The sequence below is a fragment of the Halorubellus litoreus genome (genome assembly GCF_037081675.1).
Classification (GTDB): Archaea; Halobacteriota; Halobacteria; order Halobacteriales; family Natrialbaceae; genus Halorubellus; species Halorubellus litoreus.
This window is the reverse complement of record NZ_JAZAQL010000001.1, coordinates 549,837-565,830: the sequence shown is the minus strand read 5'-3', so window position 1 is coordinate 565,830 and position 15,994 is coordinate 549,837. Positions and strand designations below refer to the sequence as shown.

Annotated in this window: 17 protein-coding genes and 1 tRNA gene; 14 read left to right on the top strand and 4 right to left on the bottom strand. The window is 68.7% G+C overall.

The genetic code is table 11. The annotated features are described in order from the left end of the window. Positions 1-72: 72 nt before the first annotated feature. The 5 genes from VYJ16_RS02865 (at position 73) to VYJ16_RS02845 (ending at position 5,251) form a co-directional block, all read left to right on the top strand. A complete protein-coding gene (locus VYJ16_RS02865) occupies positions 73-984 on the top strand; it encodes a deoxyribonuclease IV (protein WP_336348808.1) in 912 nt (303 codons plus the stop codon). A 199-nt stretch (positions 985-1,183) separates the two neighbouring features. Then, positions 1,184-2,254 carry a carboxypeptidase-like regulatory domain-containing protein gene (locus VYJ16_RS02860; RefSeq protein ID WP_336348807.1) on the top strand — a complete coding sequence of 357 codons (1,071 nt, stop codon included), beginning with the start codon at positions 1,184-1,186 and terminating at the stop codon, positions 2,252-2,254. Between the two features lie 72 nt (positions 2,255-2,326). Continuing rightward, positions 2,327-3,127 (top strand): class I SAM-dependent methyltransferase, encoded by an 801-nt coding sequence (locus VYJ16_RS02855; RefSeq protein ID WP_336348806.1) that lies wholly within the window; start codon positions 2,327-2,329, stop codon positions 3,125-3,127. 96 nt (positions 3,128-3,223) lie between these two features. Beyond that, entirely contained in the window at positions 3,224-4,093 is an 870-nt protein-coding gene (locus VYJ16_RS02850) for an ArsR/SmtB family transcription factor (protein WP_336348805.1), read from the top strand. A 63-nt stretch (positions 4,094-4,156) separates the two neighbouring features. Further along, the gene (locus VYJ16_RS02845; protein ID WP_336348804.1) at positions 4,157-5,251 is read left to right on the top strand and encodes an aminopeptidase; all 1,095 of its coding nucleotides are present in this window, start codon (positions 4,157-4,159) and stop codon (positions 5,249-5,251) included. Between the two features lie 211 nt (positions 5,252-5,462). On the opposite strand, the gene VYJ16_RS02840 is transcribed toward VYJ16_RS02845, so the two are convergent. Both VYJ16_RS02840 and VYJ16_RS02835 read right to left on the bottom strand, forming a co-directional pair. After that, positions 5,463-6,113, bottom strand: a complete 651-nt coding sequence (locus VYJ16_RS02840; protein WP_336348803.1) for a DUF7095 family protein — start codon at positions 6,111-6,113, stop codon at positions 5,463-5,465. An 88-nt stretch (positions 6,114-6,201) separates the two neighbouring features. Then, complete coding sequence (locus tag VYJ16_RS02835) at positions 6,202-6,657, bottom strand: DUF4442 domain-containing protein (RefSeq protein WP_336348802.1); 456 nt, start codon at positions 6,655-6,657, stop codon at positions 6,202-6,204. A gap of 119 nt (positions 6,658-6,776) precedes the next feature. Between VYJ16_RS02835 and VYJ16_RS02830 the strand changes: the two genes are divergently transcribed. After that, positions 6,777-8,117, top strand: coding sequence for a zinc metalloprotease (locus VYJ16_RS02830; protein ID WP_336348801.1), 1,341 nt, complete (start codon positions 6,777-6,779; stop codon positions 8,115-8,117). A gap of 42 nt (positions 8,118-8,159) precedes the next feature. Here the strand turns inward: VYJ16_RS02830 and VYJ16_RS02825 are convergent. Continuing rightward, positions 8,160-8,233, bottom strand: a tRNA-Tyr gene (locus VYJ16_RS02825). A 168-nt stretch (positions 8,234-8,401) separates the two neighbouring features. Here VYJ16_RS02825 and VYJ16_RS02820 point away from each other — a divergent pair. The 5 genes from VYJ16_RS02820 to VYJ16_RS02800 all read left to right on the top strand — a co-directional run bounded on the left by VYJ16_RS02820 (position 8,402) and on the right by VYJ16_RS02800 (position 12,153). Beyond that, entirely contained in the window at positions 8,402-9,007 is a 606-nt protein-coding gene (locus VYJ16_RS02820; RefSeq protein WP_336348800.1) for a double zinc ribbon domain-containing protein, read from the top strand. Positions 9,008-9,239: 232 nt separating this feature from the next. Further along, positions 9,240-9,413: a ribbon-helix-helix domain-containing protein gene (locus VYJ16_RS02815; RefSeq protein ID WP_227132043.1), complete on the top strand. Its 174-nt coding sequence runs from the start codon at positions 9,240-9,242 to the stop codon at positions 9,411-9,413. A gap of 2 nt (positions 9,414-9,415) precedes the next feature. Continuing rightward, on the top strand, positions 9,416-10,627 hold the full coding sequence (gene ftsZ, locus VYJ16_RS02810) for a cell division protein FtsZ (RefSeq protein WP_336348799.1): 1,212 nt from the start codon (positions 9,416-9,418) through the stop codon (positions 10,625-10,627). 180 nt (positions 10,628-10,807) lie between these two features. Next, positions 10,808-11,887 carry a hypothetical protein gene (locus VYJ16_RS02805; protein WP_336348798.1) on the top strand — a complete coding sequence of 360 codons (1,080 nt, stop codon included), beginning with the start codon at positions 10,808-10,810 and terminating at the stop codon, positions 11,885-11,887. Then, on the top strand, positions 11,887-12,153 hold the full coding sequence (locus tag VYJ16_RS02800; protein ID WP_336348797.1) for a hypothetical protein: 267 nt from the start codon (positions 11,887-11,889) through the stop codon (positions 12,151-12,153). Before VYJ16_RS02805 ends, VYJ16_RS02800 begins: the two co-directional genes overlap by 1 nt. Positions 12,154-12,201: 48 nt before the next feature. On the opposite strand, the gene ncsA is transcribed toward VYJ16_RS02800, so the two are convergent. Continuing rightward, a complete protein-coding gene (gene ncsA, locus VYJ16_RS02795; protein ID WP_336348796.1) occupies positions 12,202-13,209 on the bottom strand; it encodes a tRNA 2-thiolation protein NcsA in 1,008 nt (335 codons plus the stop codon). Between the two features lie 202 nt (positions 13,210-13,411). Here ncsA and VYJ16_RS02790 point away from each other — a divergent pair, with 202 nt between their 5' ends. The 3 genes from VYJ16_RS02790 to VYJ16_RS02780 all read left to right on the top strand — a co-directional run bounded on the left by VYJ16_RS02790 (position 13,412) and on the right by VYJ16_RS02780 (position 15,879). Next, on the top strand, positions 13,412-14,119 hold the full coding sequence (locus tag VYJ16_RS02790; protein WP_336348795.1) for an HAD family hydrolase: 708 nt from the start codon (positions 13,412-13,414) through the stop codon (positions 14,117-14,119). Beyond that, entirely contained in the window at positions 14,116-15,051 is a 936-nt protein-coding gene (cbiB, locus tag VYJ16_RS02785) for an adenosylcobinamide-phosphate synthase CbiB (protein ID WP_336348794.1), read from the top strand. Before VYJ16_RS02790 ends, cbiB begins: the two co-directional genes overlap by 4 nt. 183 nt (positions 15,052-15,234) lie before the next feature. Then, on the top strand, positions 15,235-15,879 hold the full coding sequence (locus VYJ16_RS02780) for a DUF1616 domain-containing protein (RefSeq protein WP_336348793.1): 645 nt from the start codon (positions 15,235-15,237) through the stop codon (positions 15,877-15,879). Positions 15,880-15,994 lie beyond the last annotated feature (115 nt).

Sequence of the window (15,994 nt, the reverse complement as noted above, 5' to 3'; positions counted from 1 at the left end):
GGCGCGAGCGCCCAGCGTGAAGCGCCGGCCGCTTCCGAAGGCACTTTGACCCGCTACCGCGTCGCTCCGGGCATGCTCAAGGTAGGTGCGCACGTCTCGACGGGCCAGCACTGGGTCGAGGACGGCGACTCGGCGTACGCGTTCACGCGGAAGTCGAAGAAGGCGGACGACGGCATCGAGGTGACGGTGAACAACCAGCGCGTCATCGGTGGGAACTGCGGGCAGATCTTCACGCATTCGCCGCAGGTCTGGGACCACGGGACCCTCGAGGACGACGAAGCCGCGGCGTTCCGCGGGCAGACGAGCGAGCACCTCGCTGGGCCGTGGGTGATTCACTCGTCGTACCTCGTGAACCTCTGTACGCCGAAGGACGACCTGCGCGCGAAGTCCATCGACTCGATGCAGCAGGAGGTCGACGCCGCGGACCGCCTCGGTATCGAGTACGTGAACGTCCACCTCGGTGCGCACACCGGCGCGGGCGTCGAGGGCGGCATCGAGAACGCGGCGAGCGCGCTCGACGAACTCGACGTCCCCGACGGCGTCACGGTCCTCATCGAGAGCGACGCGGGAAGTGGAACGAAGCTCGGCGGCCAGTTCGAGCACCTCGCGAGCGTCCTCGAGCAGTCCGAACAGGACCTCGACGTCTGCCTCGACACCGCGCACACGTTCGCCGCGGGCTACGACCTGTCCTCGGCCGAAGCCGTCGCGGAGACGATGGCGGAGTTCGACGACGTCGTCGGGTTCGAGCACCTCGAGTGCGTGCACCTGAACGACTCGAAGCACGCCTGCGGGACGAACAAGGACGAGCACGCACACGTCGGCGAGGGCGAGATCGGCGAGGCGGGGATGCGCGCGTTCGTGAACCACGACGCCATCGTCGACGGCGAGGTGCCGCTCGTACTGGAGACGCCAACCGAGGACGGGAAGAGCTTCACGTGGAACGTCGAGCGCGTCCGCGAACTCCGCGACGACTACGACGCCTGAACGCGAGCGACGAGGGGCGGAACGGAGCGGTCGAGAGGGCGACGGCAGTGGTGGAGACGGCCGACGAGAGGGCGACGGCAGTGGTGGAGACGGCCGACGAGAGGGCGACGGCAGTGGTGGAGACGGCCGACGGGAGAGGGTGAAAGCGTCATCGAAGCTATCTTGTGGGTCTTTGTGCGTTCACGGGCAACGAACAGGTATGAGTGACGGGAGTCTCGGCCCGGGCGCACAGGCGGTCGTGGTGTTCGTTGCGCTCACGACGTTCGCGCTCGTGACGACCGCCGCGGTCGTCGCGGTCGGTGTCGGGCCGGTCACGGACGCGGTGCCGGCGTCCTCCGAGTCGGTCCCCGACCAGCCGGGCGCGGTCGTGGACGACGACGACGACCGGACGGGGAACGTCACCGGGGTCGTGCGTGCGCCCGGTGGTTCGTCGGCGGCGAACGCGTCGGTCGTCCTCGCGCCGAGTCCCGAACCGCTGTTCGAGAAGGCGACGCCGAGCGAGCTCGCGGCCGTCGTCGACGACGAGACGAGCACGACGCTGCACGTCACGGAGACGGGTGCGAACGGATCGTTCCGTCTCCAGGTGCCGGCCGGCGAGTACGACGTCGTCGCGCTCCGGGACGGGAACGTGAGCGCGGTGCGGACGGTGAACGCGAGCGCGAGCGGCGACCCGGCGGCCGTCGACCTCGCGTTGCGCGCGGACCGCCCGTTGACGTACGAGGCGCGCGGGACGGAGGTCGCGCCCGGCGGGAACGCGACGGTGACGGTCGCGGCGTACAACCGGAACGACGACCCGGCGTCGCTGTCGGTGTCGTACTTCGAGGCACCCGCGGGGTGGACGGTCGTCGACTACCGCGGGTCGGCGGTGCGCGTGAACGAGACGACGCGGACGTTCCACTTCGCGGACGTGCCAGCGGGCGACTGGGCGCGAGCGGAACTGGTCGTGCGAGCGCCCGCGAACGCGACGCCCGGCGATTCGGTGCGGTTCGGTGCGAGCGCGAGCGCGCCCGAGCCCGGTCCCGGCGATGAGGTCGTCGTGACGTGGCGCGGGAGCGCGACCGTCACCGTCCCTGGGACCGACACCGCAACCGGGACGCGCACGCCCGGCGATGCCGGTGACGACGGCGCCGGCGGGTCGACGACCGAGGACGATGCGACGACCACCGGCCTGGGGCTCGTGGAGCGGACCGTTCCCGGGTTCGGGCTCGCGCTTGCGCTCGCCGCGACGACGCTCGTCGTCGCCGCGTTCGCCGCCCGCCAGCAGGCCTGACGGCGACACCGGGTCGACCAGCCGACGCCGCGGACCGACTCGCTTTTCCCGACCGCCCCCGGACGTGGACGCGTGCGACGGTTCGACGAGGACTACCTCGAACACACCCGGAGCGGGATGTGGGCGGATTCGACGAGCGCGCTCGCGGACATGGACCTCCCCGGCCGCGAGCGCGTGCTCGACGTCGGCTGCGGGACCGGCGAGTTCTCCAGGGTGCTCGCCGCGGAGACGCCCGGCGAGGTCGTCGGGTGCGACGCCGACCCCGCGCTCCTCGCGGTCGCCCGCGAGCACGTCCCCGTCGTCGCCGGCGACGCGACGCGCCTCCCCGTCCACGACGACGCGTTCGACCTCGTCGCGTGCCAGGCGCTCCTCGTGAACCTCTCCGACCCGAGCGCCGCCGTCCGCGAGTTCGCTCGCGCCTCCCGGGACCTGGTCGCGGTCGTCGAACCCGACAACGCCGCCGTCACCGTCGACTCCACCGTCGACCGCGAACCAGGGCTCGCCAGGGCCGCGCGAGCCGCGTACATCGCCGGGTCGACGGTCGACCCCGCGCTCGGCGCGGACGCCGCTGAAATCCTCCAAGACGCCGGCCTCGACGTCCTCGGCACCAGGCGGTACGACCACACGCGCACCATCGAACCGCCGTACGACGACGCCGACCTCGAAGCGGTCGCGCGCAAAGCCAGCGGCGCCGGCCTCGCGAGCGACGAGGCCAGCCTCCGCGCCGTCCTCTCCGATAGCGAGTACGACGACCTCCGCGAGAACTGGCGCGAGATGGGCCGCGAGGCCGCCGCGCAGGCCGCCGACGGCGACTATCGGCGCGTCGAGACCGTCCCGTTCCACGTCACCGTCGGGCGCGTCCCCGACGACTGACCGCGCTCCTCGCGCACTCGCTTCGGCGAGGAGCGAGGCGCCGCGCGGTCGTCGCCGGAGCGGAGGTTTTTGTTCGCGTGCAGCCACCGAGCGAGTATGGTCGAGGACACCCATAGCGTCTCCGACGCGTTCGCCGCGCTCGGCGACGAGACGCGCGTCGCCATCCTCGAGGCGCTCGTCGACGCCCGCTGCGAGGACCCCGAGAACCCCGGGCTGTCGTTCTCCGCGCTCCGCGAGCGCGTCGGCGTCGCGGACTCCGGCCGGTTCAACTACCACCTCGGGAAGCTCCGCGGCCGGTTCGTCGCGTCCGAGGACGGCGAGTACTCGCTGACCGAAGCAGGGAACGAGATCGTCGGCGCCATCTTCGCCGGAACGTACGACGACGACGTCTTGGATCTCGACCCGGCGCCACTCGACGAGGAGTGCCCGCTCTGCGAGACGCCGGTCGTCGCGCACTTCGGCGACGGCCAGCTGCGCGTCGAGTGCGAGGACGAGCACCCGCTGCTCGTGACGGCGCTCCCGCCCGCCGCGGCGACCGACCGGTCGACCGAGGAGATCGTCAGGTTCGCGGTCCGGAAGACGTACGCGCAACTCGACCTGGTGACGGCGGGTATCTGCTCGGAGTGCTACGGACACGTCGAGGGCGAGATACGGTCGGTCGAGAGCGACGACGACGCCCTCCCGGCGTACGCGTACCACACCGAGTGCACGCGCTGCGGGTACGTCACGGGCTCCGTCGCGGCAGTCGCGGCACTCCGGCATCCGGCGTTCGTCGCGTTCTGTCACGACCACGGCGTGACCGTGCAGGAGCGACTCCCCTGGACGCTCCCCGGCATCGTCGACGACGACACCTCCGCGGTGAGCGACGACCCGCCGCGGTACGAGACGTCGTTCGAGCTCGGCGGGGAGCGCCTCGTCGTGACGCTCGGCGACACCGGCGACGTCCTCGACGCCACCCGCGAGTGAAAAGATTCAGACAGAAGAACGCTTCTGGAAACCCTTAACTCGGGGACGCGAGACCGATTCGGTATGGATCCACGCATCGAGCAGCACGCCGAAGTGATCGTCGAACACTCCACGAAGGTCGAGGCGGACGACAACGTCCGCATCGTCGCGCCGTCGGCGGCCGAGGACCTCGTCGTCGCGCTCGCGGAGAAACTCGGCGAGAAGGGTGCGAACCCCGCGTACCACCTGCGAAGCCAGCGGGCGTCGCGAGCGTACATGCGCGCCGCCGACGAGGACTCGTTCTCGCTCGCCGAACACCGGCTCGCGGAGATGGAGGAGACGGACGTCGTCGTCATCGTCCGTGGCGACGAGAACACGAAGGAGACGAGCGACGTCGACCCCGAGAAGGTCCAGGCCGCATCGAAGGCCGGGAAGCCCATCTCGGAGGCCCGCATGGAGACGCGCTGGGTGGGCACGCAGTACCCCGCGCCGGGGAACGCACAGGACGCCGAGATGAGTACCGACGCGTACGAGTCGTTCGTCTGGGACGCTGTGAACAAGGACTGGGACGCGCAGCGCGAGCACCAGGAACAGATGGTCGAGATCCTCGACCCCGCGGACGAGGTCCGCATCGTCTCCGGCGAAACCACCGACATCCGGATGAGCGTCGACGGGATGGTGACGGCGAACGACTACGGCGAACTGAACCTCCCCGGCGGCGAAGTCTATACGGCGCCGCGACCCGAGAGCGTCGAGGGCGAGGTCCTGTTCGACATGCCCTTGATGGCGCAGGGCCGCGAGATACAGGACGCCCACCTCGTGTTCGAGGACGGCGAGGTCGTCGAGTACTCGGCGGCGAAGAACGAGGACGTCCTCGGCGCGGTGCTCGACACCGACGAGGGCGCGCGCCGCCTCGGCGAACTCGGCATCGGGATGAACCGCGACATCGACCGGTTCACGTACAACATGCTGTTCGACGAGAAGATGGGTGACACCGTCCACATGGCGGTCGGGAAGGCCATCGAGCACACCGTCCCCGACGGCGAACCCCTCAACGAGTCCGCGACGCACATGGACATGATCGTGGACATGAGCGAGAACTCGTTCATCGAGGTCGACGGCGAGATAGTGCAGCGCAACGGGACGTTCCGGTTCGAAGACGGGTTCGACGGCGAGTAATCCACACGTCGACGCTGGGTCTCGGTCCCGTCCGCTTCCTCCTCGACGCCCCAACGATTCAAGTTGCATCGGGCGGCGAACGACGGCGATGCGCTGAGGAATGGTCGCGTCGGTCCAGACGGGAGCGCGGTGCGCCGACGCGACGACGACGCACGCACCGCCTGCTCGCCAGCCACGACCCTCTCGTCGTTCACCCCACCGGTAGCGACCGCTAGACGACGTCGCCGCGAACGGTTGCGCCTTCCTGCTCGTCGCGCCACGCGTGCAACTCCTGGGCTGCGTCCTGCGCGTCCCCTTCGTCGAGGCCGAGCATCTGGAGCGACCGCGAGAGCGTCGGGAGCGCGACCTCGCCGTCGCGGAGCTTCCGCATCGCCTCGTCGCTCCGCTGGCCCTCCGCGAACAGACAGACGCCACGCGGGTCGAGCAGCTGCGTCCAGTCGCCGCGCGTCTTCGCGCCCTCGAGGCGCTGCGTGACGTTGTCCTCGAAGCTCGCGTTACACACCTCGAGATGGATGGGTTCGTCGTCCTCCAGGAGGTGCGCGGCGAGACACTGTTCGGGTGCCGCGTGCCCGTTCGCGTTCGCCCGCACCAGGTCGGGGTGCTCCTCGGCCCACGCCGCGCGCACGGTCTGTCCGACACCCTTCACGCCGAGATCGCGCTCGAACTCGTCGGCGCGGTCGCTGTCCCCACGCATCAGGATGTCCTTCGTGACGTACACGTCCAGGCGGTCGACCGGATCGAGGCCGAGTGCGACGTCGCCGTACACCCACACCTCGCGGACCGGGACCGGCATCGTCTCCGACTCGACCGCGTCCACGATGGCGGCGACGCGGTCCAGCGCGTCGTCCCGTGAGAGACTCATGCTCCAGGGTAACGCGGCCACGGTCAAAACCAGCCCGCTTCAGCACGCCGCCCTCGGGAACCGTGTCCCAGGCCGTCGACCCGCGGAGTCAGCGCTTCGAGACGTGCACGACGTTCTCGACGGTCGCGTGTACGACGCCGTCGGCGTCGACGACGTCCACCTCGTACGCGCGATTCACCGGGCCGTCCGCGTCGACCGCGCGCTTCACCGACGCGATCTCGTCGTCGGACAGCTCGAACTTCGCGTACAGGTCCGTCTTCCCGGGTTTCTTGAAGTCGATGGACGCCTCGGTGTCCCACACTGCGTACGTGGACTCGTCGAGGTTCTTGATGAGGAGCATCGCGTGCATCGGGTCGCACGCCCCGTAGATGCTCCCGCCGAACGTCGTCCCCATGTAGTTCTTCGTCCGCCACGAATACGGGATCTCGACGCGGATCTCCTGCCAGTCCTCGCGGATGTACCGGACGCGGCCACCCGTTCCGCGGTAGACGGGGAACAGGTTGAACTTCAATCGCGCCAGCCGCGTCCGCCAGGACTCGCTCATGGCTGGGTCCACGACCGACGGTATCGTGAACGCTGTGGAACTGCGCGCGCACCGCGACGCGTTCCTCGCAGCGCCGTCGCGCGAAAGGACTAATCGCGTGCCACGCCAACTTGGTGCACGTGCGTTCCCGTCGTTCACTCGTCGTCCTCCTCGTCGGCGTCGCCATCCTCGCGCTCGCGGTCGGCGGAGCCGCGGCACTCGCTGACCTCGACGGCGACGGCGTCGGCTCGCTCGACGAACTCCGCGCCGGCACCGACCCGCTCGTCGCGGACACCGACGCCGACGGATTGACCGACGGCGCGGAACGCGACGCAGGCACGAACGCCACGCTCGCGGACACCGACCGCGACGGCCTGGAAGACGGTCGCGAGGTCGACGTCGGCACCGACCCGCTTCGAGTCGACACGGACGACGACGGTCTCGACGACGCCCGCGAAGTGAACGCGCTCGGGACCGACCCCACGGTCGTGGACACGGACGAGGACGGCCTGGAAGACGGTCAGGAGGCTGAGACGTACGGGACCGACCCGCTCGTCGCGGATAGCGACGACGACGGCCTCGGTGACGGCGTCGAAGTCGCCGAGTACGGTTCGTCGCCGACGAACCCCGATACCGACGACGACGGCCTCCGAGACGGCCGCGAAGCACGCGAACTCGGCACCGACCCGACGACGAACGACACCGACGGCGACCGACTCCCGGACGCCGTCGAACTCCGCGTGTACGACACCGACCCGACGTCGTCCGACACCGACGACGACGGCCTCGAAGACGGCGTCGAAGCCGCCGACAGCGGCCCGCTCGCCGCAGCCGACCCGCTCGCTCGCGACGTCTTCGTCGAACTCGACTACATGCGCGGCGAACGCCCGAACGCGACCGCGATCGCGCTCGTCGTCGACGAGTACGCGAACGCACCCATCACGAACCCCGACGGCACCACCGGCATCTCGCTGCACGTCGTCGTCGACGACGCCATCCCGCGCGAACCGAAGACGAACGAACTCGACAGCCTCCGCCTCCGCCTCTCGTACTTCGACAACGAAACCCGCGGCTATCACCACGCGATGGTCGTCCGCGACGCCCGCCTCGCCGGCGACTCCGTCGCCGGCTTCGCAACTACCGGCCACGTCGTCCTCCAGACGAGCGGCCGCGACGGCGACCAATACACGACCCGCGGCCAAGCACACGTCCTCATGCACGAACTCGGGCACGCACTCGGCCTCTCCAACGACGACTACGACGGCATCGACTCGTACGACGTCCCACACGACCGCTACGAGAGCGTGATGAACTACAACGCCCCCTGGGAGACCCTCGGCTACAGCACCAGCGCCCCCTTCGACGACTGGGCGTACCTCGCAACCAACATGTACGGCCCACCAGCACTCACCACGAACCTCCCCATCCCGTCCACCGCGAATACCACGAACGAGACACCGACGAACGCCACCGCTAGCTGAAGGAACGGCGAGAATTCGACTACGAATCGACTGCAGGAGAAGTCCGCCCTCCCCGATTTGAACGGGGGACAAGTCGATCTACAGTCGACTGCTCTACCAGTCTGAGCTAAGGGCGGGCAATCGCATTCACTGCTTGGTCCGTGGGTAGATATAAGGGTTTTCTTTCGTGGTGCCTTCGGGGGGCGATTACGTGTCACGGCGCGGTGGTCGCTGTGGGTCGTCGATTCGGGTGTCTGACGGTGAGGAAAGTTGAAATACGATGATTGTGTTGTGGCTGGTGTTAGATGAGTAAGATTACCGTTCGCGCGGACGACGACCTGGTCGCGGAACTCGAGGCGATGGACGCCTCGAAGAGCCAGGTCGTTCGTGAGGCGTTGCGCGCGTATCTCGAGGATGTAAACGCGGGGAGCGAGCGGCTCGCGGACGGTGATGTGATCGAGGATGCCGATGGTGGTTCGGTTGGGGGTGCGGATGCGGAGACGCTGGACGCGCTCGTTCGTGAGCGAGTGGACGAGGTGGTTCGCGAGCGCGTGGATGCGGCGCTCGCGGACCGCGGGTTCGGTGTTCGTCCGCAACCACAGGACGTGAACGTGACGGTCGCGGTCGAAGGAGCGGTGTCCGACGAGAATGCGGAGGTGTCGGATGAAGCGGCGGAGGCGACTGCGGGCGAGAGTGAGGCTGGGGGCGTGGAGTCGTCGTCCGACGACCATGAGTCGTGTGCGCAGTGCGGGGAGGCGTTGGACGGCGAGCACGTGTACTGCCCGAACTGTGGTGAGAAGGCGTCTCGTCGGGCGTTCTGCGAGTGTGGGGACGAGGTGCGGTCGGATTGGGCGTTCTGTCCGGGCTGTGGGCGTCGGACGCCGGCCGCTGACGTCCTCGATTCGGGGTAAACGCTGTAAACGGCGAGTAGGGCGGCTCTGGAGTCGCTCTACGAGCCCGTCGAAATATGTCGGCGGTAGTTTTATTACGTATGACACAGTGCATACAGTCGCGTAAGACGGTCGTCTTACAGGCTGCGTCCGGCGGTGATGAACGGACTGCCCTACTGGGGTTTAGCCGTGTAAGACAAATTGCGTGTGACTCTCACGCGTGCCGTCTTACCCAAAGGGGAAATTACGAACCATGGAGCGTGTGACACTGCGCATTCCGAAACAGCAGATCGAGGAGGTCGAACAGATGGTGGAGACGGGCGAGTTTCCGAACCGGTCGGAAGCGATCCGTTCCGCCGTCCGTGAAATGCTAAACGAACAAGGCGACCGCGCCGAGAAAGGCGGCCGCAGCTGGGCGAAGGTGTGACGATGCAGGACATAGTCCAAGAAGCCCTCGAGAACGAGGAACAAGAGAAGAAGAAGCAGCAGAAGATCGACGGAGACGACTTCGGCGATCCCCGCATCGTCATCGTCGGTGCTGGCGGCGCCGGCAACAACACCGTCAATCGCCTGTACAACATCGGTGTTGAAGGCGCGGAGACGATCGCGATCAACACGGACAAACAGCACCTGAAGATGATCGAGGCCGACACCAAGATCCTCGTGGGGAAGTCCCTCACGAACGGACTCGGTGCCGGTGGCGACCCGTCGATGGGTGAGCGCGCCACGGAGATGGCGCAGGGCACGATCAAGGAGGTCCTCGGTGAGGCCGACCTCGTGTTCGTGACCGCCGGCATGGGTGGTGGCACCGGGACTGGTGCCGCGCCCGTGGTCTCGAAGATCGCGAAGGAGCAGGGTGCGATCGTCGTCGGCATGGTGTCGACGCCGTTCAACGTGGAGCGAGCGCGGACGGTGAAGGCCGAGGAAGGCCTGGAGAAGCTCCGCGAGGAAGCTGACTCCATCATCGTCCTCGACAATAATCGACTGCTGGATTACGTCCCGAACCTCCCGATCGGGAAGGCGTTCTCCGTGATGGACCAGATCATCGCGGAGACCGTCAAGGGGATCTCGGAGACGATCACGCAGCCGTCGCTCATCAACCTGGACTACGCGGACATGACGAGCATCATGAACCAGGGCGGTGTGGCGGTGATGCTCGTCGGTGAGACCCAGGACAAGAACAAGACGCGCGAGGTGGTGAACGACGCGATGAACCATCCGCTGTTGGACGTGGACTACCGCGGTGCGAGCGGTGGACTCGTGCACATCACGGGTGGCCCGGACCTCACCTTGAAAGAGGCGGAGGGTATCGCGGACAACATCACGGAGCGTCTTGAGGCGAGCGCGAACGTCATCTGGGGTGCGCGCATCCAGGAGAACTACAAGGGTAAGGTCCGCGTCATGGCGATCATGACGGGCGTGCAGTCCGCGCAGGTGCTCGGGCCGAGCACGCAGAAGCAGGCGAACAAGTCCCGGCAGGCCATCGACGGCGTCGACGGTGTCGGTGGCAGTCAGGAGACGGAGTTCGACGCGAGCCAGAACGTCAGCGGCGACGGGTCGTTCGGCGGACAGTCTGGCGCGCAGAGCGACGGCGGTCGGAGCGAGGTCGAGCGGAACAACGGTCTGGACGTCATCCGCTGACGGCGCACTCGTGGAGACCGATCTCCCTGGTCGGTCGACGTCGTCGGTGGCCACGTGGCCGTTCTCTTTCCTTCCTTCCGTTCTCGTGGTGTAGTGACGGCTGCGGCCCGGAGCGCGACGTTTTGCTGGCTCTGAAAACAATCTGTAATTTATACGTGTTCGCGAGTGGAACGGTCGGGCATGGGTTCGACGACAGTTTCGAGTGACGTGACCGAGGGCGTCGGGTTGCCGGTGTCGAGTCGGACGTTCGACGCGGTGGTCGCGGTGTTCTCGTTGTTGACCGTGGCGGGGATCGCTGCGGACTTCCGGTCGCACGCGGCCGGTATCTCGTTCGCCGAGGAGGGGTTCTTCACCGCCGAGCACGTGTTCTTCTATTCGGCGTTCCTCGTGGTGGCGGTGACGTTGTTCGCCGGGACGGCGCACCGCCGGTCCCGTGGGCTGGATTGGGTGGCGGCGGTGCCGCCGGGATACCGGTGGGGTATCGTCGGCGTCCTCGTGTTCGGGTTCGGGGGCGTCGGTGACTTCTTCTGGCATTCGGCGTTCGGGTTCGAGGAGAGTTTCGAGGCGCTCGTGAGTCCGAGTCACTTGACGCTCGCGGTCGGGTCGGTCCTGTTCCTGCTGTCGCCGCTCCGAGCGGCGGCGCGTCGCGGCGAGGACGCGGACACGGCCTTCGGGGCGGTCCCGGTCGTGGTGTCGATGACGCTCGCGCTCGCGATTCTCGGGATGTTCGGCGGGTTCGTGAATCCGCTCGTGCGGCCGTACCCGCACTTCGAGTGGGAGTCGATGCGGTCGGTGGTGACGATGCTGGTCGCGTGGCCGCTCGTGTACGTCGGTGCGGTCGTGGCGACGCTTCGTCGGTTCGACCTCGTGCCGGGTGCGTTCACGGTTGCGTTCGGGGTGGCGGCGTTCGCTATCGTGCAGGTCGAGGGGTACGTGTGGTTGCTGGTTCCGGCGGTGGTCGCGGGCGTGCTCGCGGACGTGTTCGCGGTGTACGTGCGTCGCGTCGGGATTGGTCGTGCGCTCCGGTCGCGAGCGTTCACCGCGTTCGCGGCGGGCCTCCCGGCGGCGTTCGTGACGGTGTACTTCACGGTCGTCGACCTCACGGTCGGCATCGACCACTCGTACCTCCAGGAGGGGCTGTTCAACTGGTCGATCCACGTCGTCGTTGGGGCGGTGGTGCTCGCTGCGCTCGTCGGCGTGCTGTTCGCGAGCGTCGTGGCCGATGGTCGTGCGGCGGTGACGACCGAGGAGGTGTCGTGATGCGGCGAGCGGGGTTGCTGCAGCGGTTCGTCGTGACTGGGATGGTCGCCCTGGTGGTGTCGTCGGGGCGGGTGGCCGCGCACGGCGGCGGTGGCGGGCCGCACGCGTGGTTCGGGCCGGTGGGGTTCCTCGTGGGTGTCGCCGTCGCGGGTGTCGCCGTCGCGCTCGACTCGCGCGACGCGGTCGCCCGAACGTACGTGGACATCGGCGTGTTCACGGGCGTTGGCGTCGCGCTCGCAGGACTGGTTGTGTACGTCGTCGTCTGACGCGTCGGACGCCGCGGTGGCGGGTCGAGTTAGCCCTGTCCGGTCGCCTCAGGCGTCGAGCGCGTCGAGTAACTGGCACTTCCGACAGACGTCTCGCGTGGTGGTGCTCCCGCAGCGCTCGCACTCGCCGAGGTCGGCTTCGTCCCGCGAGTCGTCGGCGTCGGAGTGATACTCGCTCGCGACGATACCCGCGAGCTCCTCGTAGCCCGCGAGGATACTATGACGGGTCCCGGGATGATTCTCCTCGAGGCCGTGCAGGAGTTGCTGTATCTCGCCGCGGTACGCTTCGCTCGCGTGCGGGCACTCCGTGATGTGTGCGGGGAGGTCCCGGAGGTGACAGTAGAGCGCGACCTCCTTCTCGGGGACGTCCCGGAGCGGTTTCGCGCGCGGCACGAAGTGCTCCTGGTCCTCGCGACTCGGCGCACCGTCGCCGTCGCTCCCGCGCTCGTCGAACGGCCCGAGGCTCGCGTCGAAGTGCTTCGCGATCTGCGCGACGTCGCCCTCGAGGAAGTTCATGAGCGCGGTCTGGGCTTCGTCGTCGAGGTTGTGACCGGTCAGGAGCTTGTCCGCGCCGAACTCGTCGGCGTAGCGCTCGAGAAGGTCGCGTCGGAACACCCCACAGTACGCGCACGGCGCCATCCCTTCGGGGTCGTCCTCGACGACGTCGTCCATCTCCACGCCGAACTCCTCGGCGTACGACACGACCTCGTGACGGACGTCGAGGTCCTCGGTCAGCTCGAGACAGGCGTCGACGCTCTCGTCGCGATACCCCTCGATGCCCTCGTGGATCGTCAACGCCACCAGCTCGATACGAGGATCCGCCTCGAACGTCTCGTGCAGGATCTGCGTGAGCGCAACCGAATCCTTCCCACCCGACAGCCCGACCACCCACGTCTCCGGGTCCTCCGGCGTCGCGTCACGCGGCACGAGATTGTCCTCGCGAACCCGTCGCCGCACACGGCGCTCCACGGACTCCGCGAAGTGCGCATCACACAGGTGCGCGCCCGAATACGCCGCATGCATCACCGCATCCCGCTCGCACTTCGAACACTCCATTCGCTCACCCGTACCGGACCCGAGGGGAAACGGGTTTCGCTCCACACGCTCACGACAAACACGACCACGAGAACCGGCGGCCTGGAGGTCGCCGGATGCTCGTGGAGTCGAGACGGTAGAAACGGCGCCCTGGCGGGCGCCGTATGCTGGTCGAGTCAGTAGTTCCGTCATCTTCAAGTCTGTTTTCGCTGAGTCGAACGTAGTGGCAGTATCGTTCGACCTGTTCGGGACGCTCGTCGACGTCACGCGACCCGATGACCCCGCTGAAGCGGTGGCGCGCGAGCTTCGCGCTCGCGACGTCGACGTCCCCGAGGACTGGGGCGAGGCGTACCGCGAGGTGCACGTGGACGCGCCGGAGGGAGCCGAGGTCCCGCTTCCGGCGCACGTCGCGCGAGCGCTCGCGAGCCGCGGCGTCGATGCGCCTGGGAACGCGCCGCGGCGTGCGGTCGTCGCCGCGTTCGACCCCGACGTGACGGTTCGTCGTGGTGCGCGCGACGCGGTCGCGGCCGCCAGCGAGCACGGCTCGGTCGCGGTGTGCTCGAACTGCTCGGTTCCCGGACTCGTTCGGAAGACGCTCGTTCGCGCCGATATGCGCGACGCGTTCGACGTGGTCGTCGCGAGCGCCGCGTGCGGGTGGCGGAAGCCCGACGAGCGGATCTTCGAGCGCGTGGCGGACGGGCTTGGTTGCGAGCCGAACGCGCTCGTGCACGTCGGCGACGCGGACGCGGACGCTGGCGTCGAGCGCGTCGGCGGGTCGTTCGTGGACGTCCGCGACGTCGCGTCCGCGGAGTTCGTGGACGTCGTCGCGTCGTTCGCCCGTTCGACCGGCAGGGGCGGAGCCGCGTCGACCACGGTCGACGACGACGGTGACGCGTCGAGCGCGACCGACGAGGGAGCGGGGTCGCAGTGAGTGCGCTCGGCGCGCTCGTCGTCGCCGCGGCGGCGGGGCTGGACGCGGCGGTCGGCGAACCACCGAACCGCCTGCATCCGGTCGCGTGGTTCGGGCGCGTCGTCGCGCTCGCGGACCGCGAGTGGGCGAACCCGGCGGTCGCGGGCGCCGCGGTCGCGGTCGTCCTCCCGCTCGCCGCTGCGGGCGTGGTCGCGGGCGTCGTGCTCGCGGTTGGATACCTCACCCCGTGGCTGTCGGTCGTCGCCGCCGTTCTCTCGTTATTCGCGGCGACGAGTCGACGCATGCTCCTCGCGCTCGCTCGCGACGTCGTCGCAGCGAGTGACCGCGACCTCGCGGCGGCGCGCGAGGACCTTTTGGGGCTCGCGGGGCGGGACGCGAGCGCGCTCTCGCCGGCGCAGGTGCGGTCCGCGGCCGTCGAGTCCGCGGCCGAGAACCTCGCCGACGGGCTCGTCGCGCCCCTCCTCGCGTTCGTCGTCGCGCTCCCGTTCGGTATCGCTGCGGGCGCGGGCGCGGCGGCGTGGGTGAAGGCCGTGAACACGCTCGACTCGATGCTCGGGTACCCCGCCAAGCGTCACGGGACCGCGAGCGCACGCCTCGACGACGCCGCGATGTGGGTGCCGGCGCGGCTGTCGGCGGGCCTGCTCGCGTTCGCCGGTGGTCGACCGGATGCGCTCGGTCGCGCGCGCGAGTGGCTCGCGGGCGTCCCGTCGCCGAACTCGGGGTGGCCGATGGGTGCACTCGCGGCCGCGGTCGACGTCCGACTGGAGAAACCCGGCGTCTACGTGCTGAATCCCGACGCGCCGCTCCCGCCGACGCCGATAGCGGAGCGTGCACTCGCGGTCGTCGACCGCGCCGGGTGGCTCGCCGTCGCCACCGCAGCCGCGCTCGCGCTCGCCGTCCCCACCCCCGCGGAGGTGCTCGCGCTCCCGTGACGCGTATCGAGAGATTGTAACGATACCGAGAACGTTCGTGCACGTGTCGAGACTGAGGCTTTCGTTTACGGGATTCTTGGGGCCTGATGCATTCGTTTCGGTTCGGAGTCGACGCCCGAGAAAACGTATCGTGATGGTGGTGGTTCCACAAAGTATTTGTCGTGTCTCCGATGGACCCCGAGTATGGTCTCCCGCATCCCAGCGATCGCCCTCCTCGTCGTCGTCGTCGCGACGAGCGGGTGTCTCGGCGCCCTCGGTGGGCCGAACACCGCGACCACTGCGACCGACACGACGAACGCAGACGACGCGACGTCGAACGAAACGACCGAACGCACGACGGTGACGACGGGGACCGACGCGGACGTCGTCCTGACCGGGAGCGTCTCCGCGAACGCTGCCGCGGACGGCGGTCACCCCACGGTCTACGCGGGCGAGCCGACGCCCGTCGAGATCACGCTCCGGGACCAGTCCGACGACGAGCAGTCCTACACCGTCGTCGCCCTCCTCCAGGAGTACCAGATGACGACCGAGGGCGAGAACGCGTCGATCGCGGTGACGTCGAACGAGACGCTCCTCGAGCGTTCGACGACCGTCGCCGACGCCCGCCAGACGGTGTCCGGGAACGTCACGGTGAACGAAACCGGCGACGACTACCGGATCGTGCTCATGGTGTTCGAGGGCGACGCGCCCGCGAACCCGCGGCCGGCCGACGCCGCGGACTCGTGGCCCGCGCTCGTCGACGTCACCGAGCGCGACGACGACCCGCAGAACGCCACCGAGACGTCCGCGAACGCGACCGCGTCAGCGCTCGCCGCCCCCGCCGCCTGACTCGGTCCCGCGACCGAGGCGCGTTCCTCCCCTCGGCGCCTGCTCTCGGCCCGACGGCTCCGCTTCCCCCCGCCTTCGACCACGGCACGATAGCGGTCGCGTTCGACGCGTCGGT

Coding starts and splice junctions, on each gene's coding strand:
- VYJ16_RS02865 (WP_336348808.1), top strand. CDS start 73: ATGCTCAAGGTAGGTGCGCACGTCTCGACGGGCCAGCACTGGGTCGAG.
- VYJ16_RS02860 (WP_336348807.1), top strand. CDS start 1,184: ATGAGTGACGGGAGTCTCGGCCCGGGCGCACAGGCGGTCGTGGTGTTC.
- VYJ16_RS02850 (WP_336348805.1), top strand. CDS start 3,224: ATGGTCGAGGACACCCATAGCGTCTCCGACGCGTTCGCCGCGCTCGGC.
- VYJ16_RS02845 (WP_336348804.1), top strand. CDS start 4,157: ATGGATCCACGCATCGAGCAGCACGCCGAAGTGATCGTCGAACACTCC.
- VYJ16_RS02840 (WP_336348803.1), bottom strand. CDS start 6,113: ATGAGTCTCTCACGGGACGACGCGCTGGACCGCGTCGCCGCCATCGTG.
- VYJ16_RS02835 (WP_336348802.1), bottom strand. CDS start 6,657: ATGAGCGAGTCCTGGCGGACGCGGCTGGCGCGATTGAAGTTCAACCTG.
- VYJ16_RS02820 (WP_336348800.1), top strand. CDS start 8,402: ATGAGTAAGATTACCGTTCGCGCGGACGACGACCTGGTCGCGGAACTC.
- VYJ16_RS02815 (WP_227132043.1), top strand. CDS start 9,240: ATGGAGCGTGTGACACTGCGCATTCCGAAACAGCAGATCGAGGAGGTC.
- ftsZ (WP_336348799.1), top strand. CDS start 9,416: ATGCAGGACATAGTCCAAGAAGCCCTCGAGAACGAGGAACAAGAGAAG.
- VYJ16_RS02805 (WP_336348798.1), top strand. CDS start 10,808: ATGGGTTCGACGACAGTTTCGAGTGACGTGACCGAGGGCGTCGGGTTG.
- VYJ16_RS02800 (WP_336348797.1), top strand. CDS start 11,887: ATGCGGCGAGCGGGGTTGCTGCAGCGGTTCGTCGTGACTGGGATGGTC.
- ncsA (WP_336348796.1), bottom strand. CDS start 13,209: ATGGAGTGTTCGAAGTGCGAGCGGGATGCGGTGATGCATGCGGCGTAT.
- VYJ16_RS02780 (WP_336348793.1), top strand. CDS start 15,235: ATGGTCTCCCGCATCCCAGCGATCGCCCTCCTCGTCGTCGTCGTCGCG.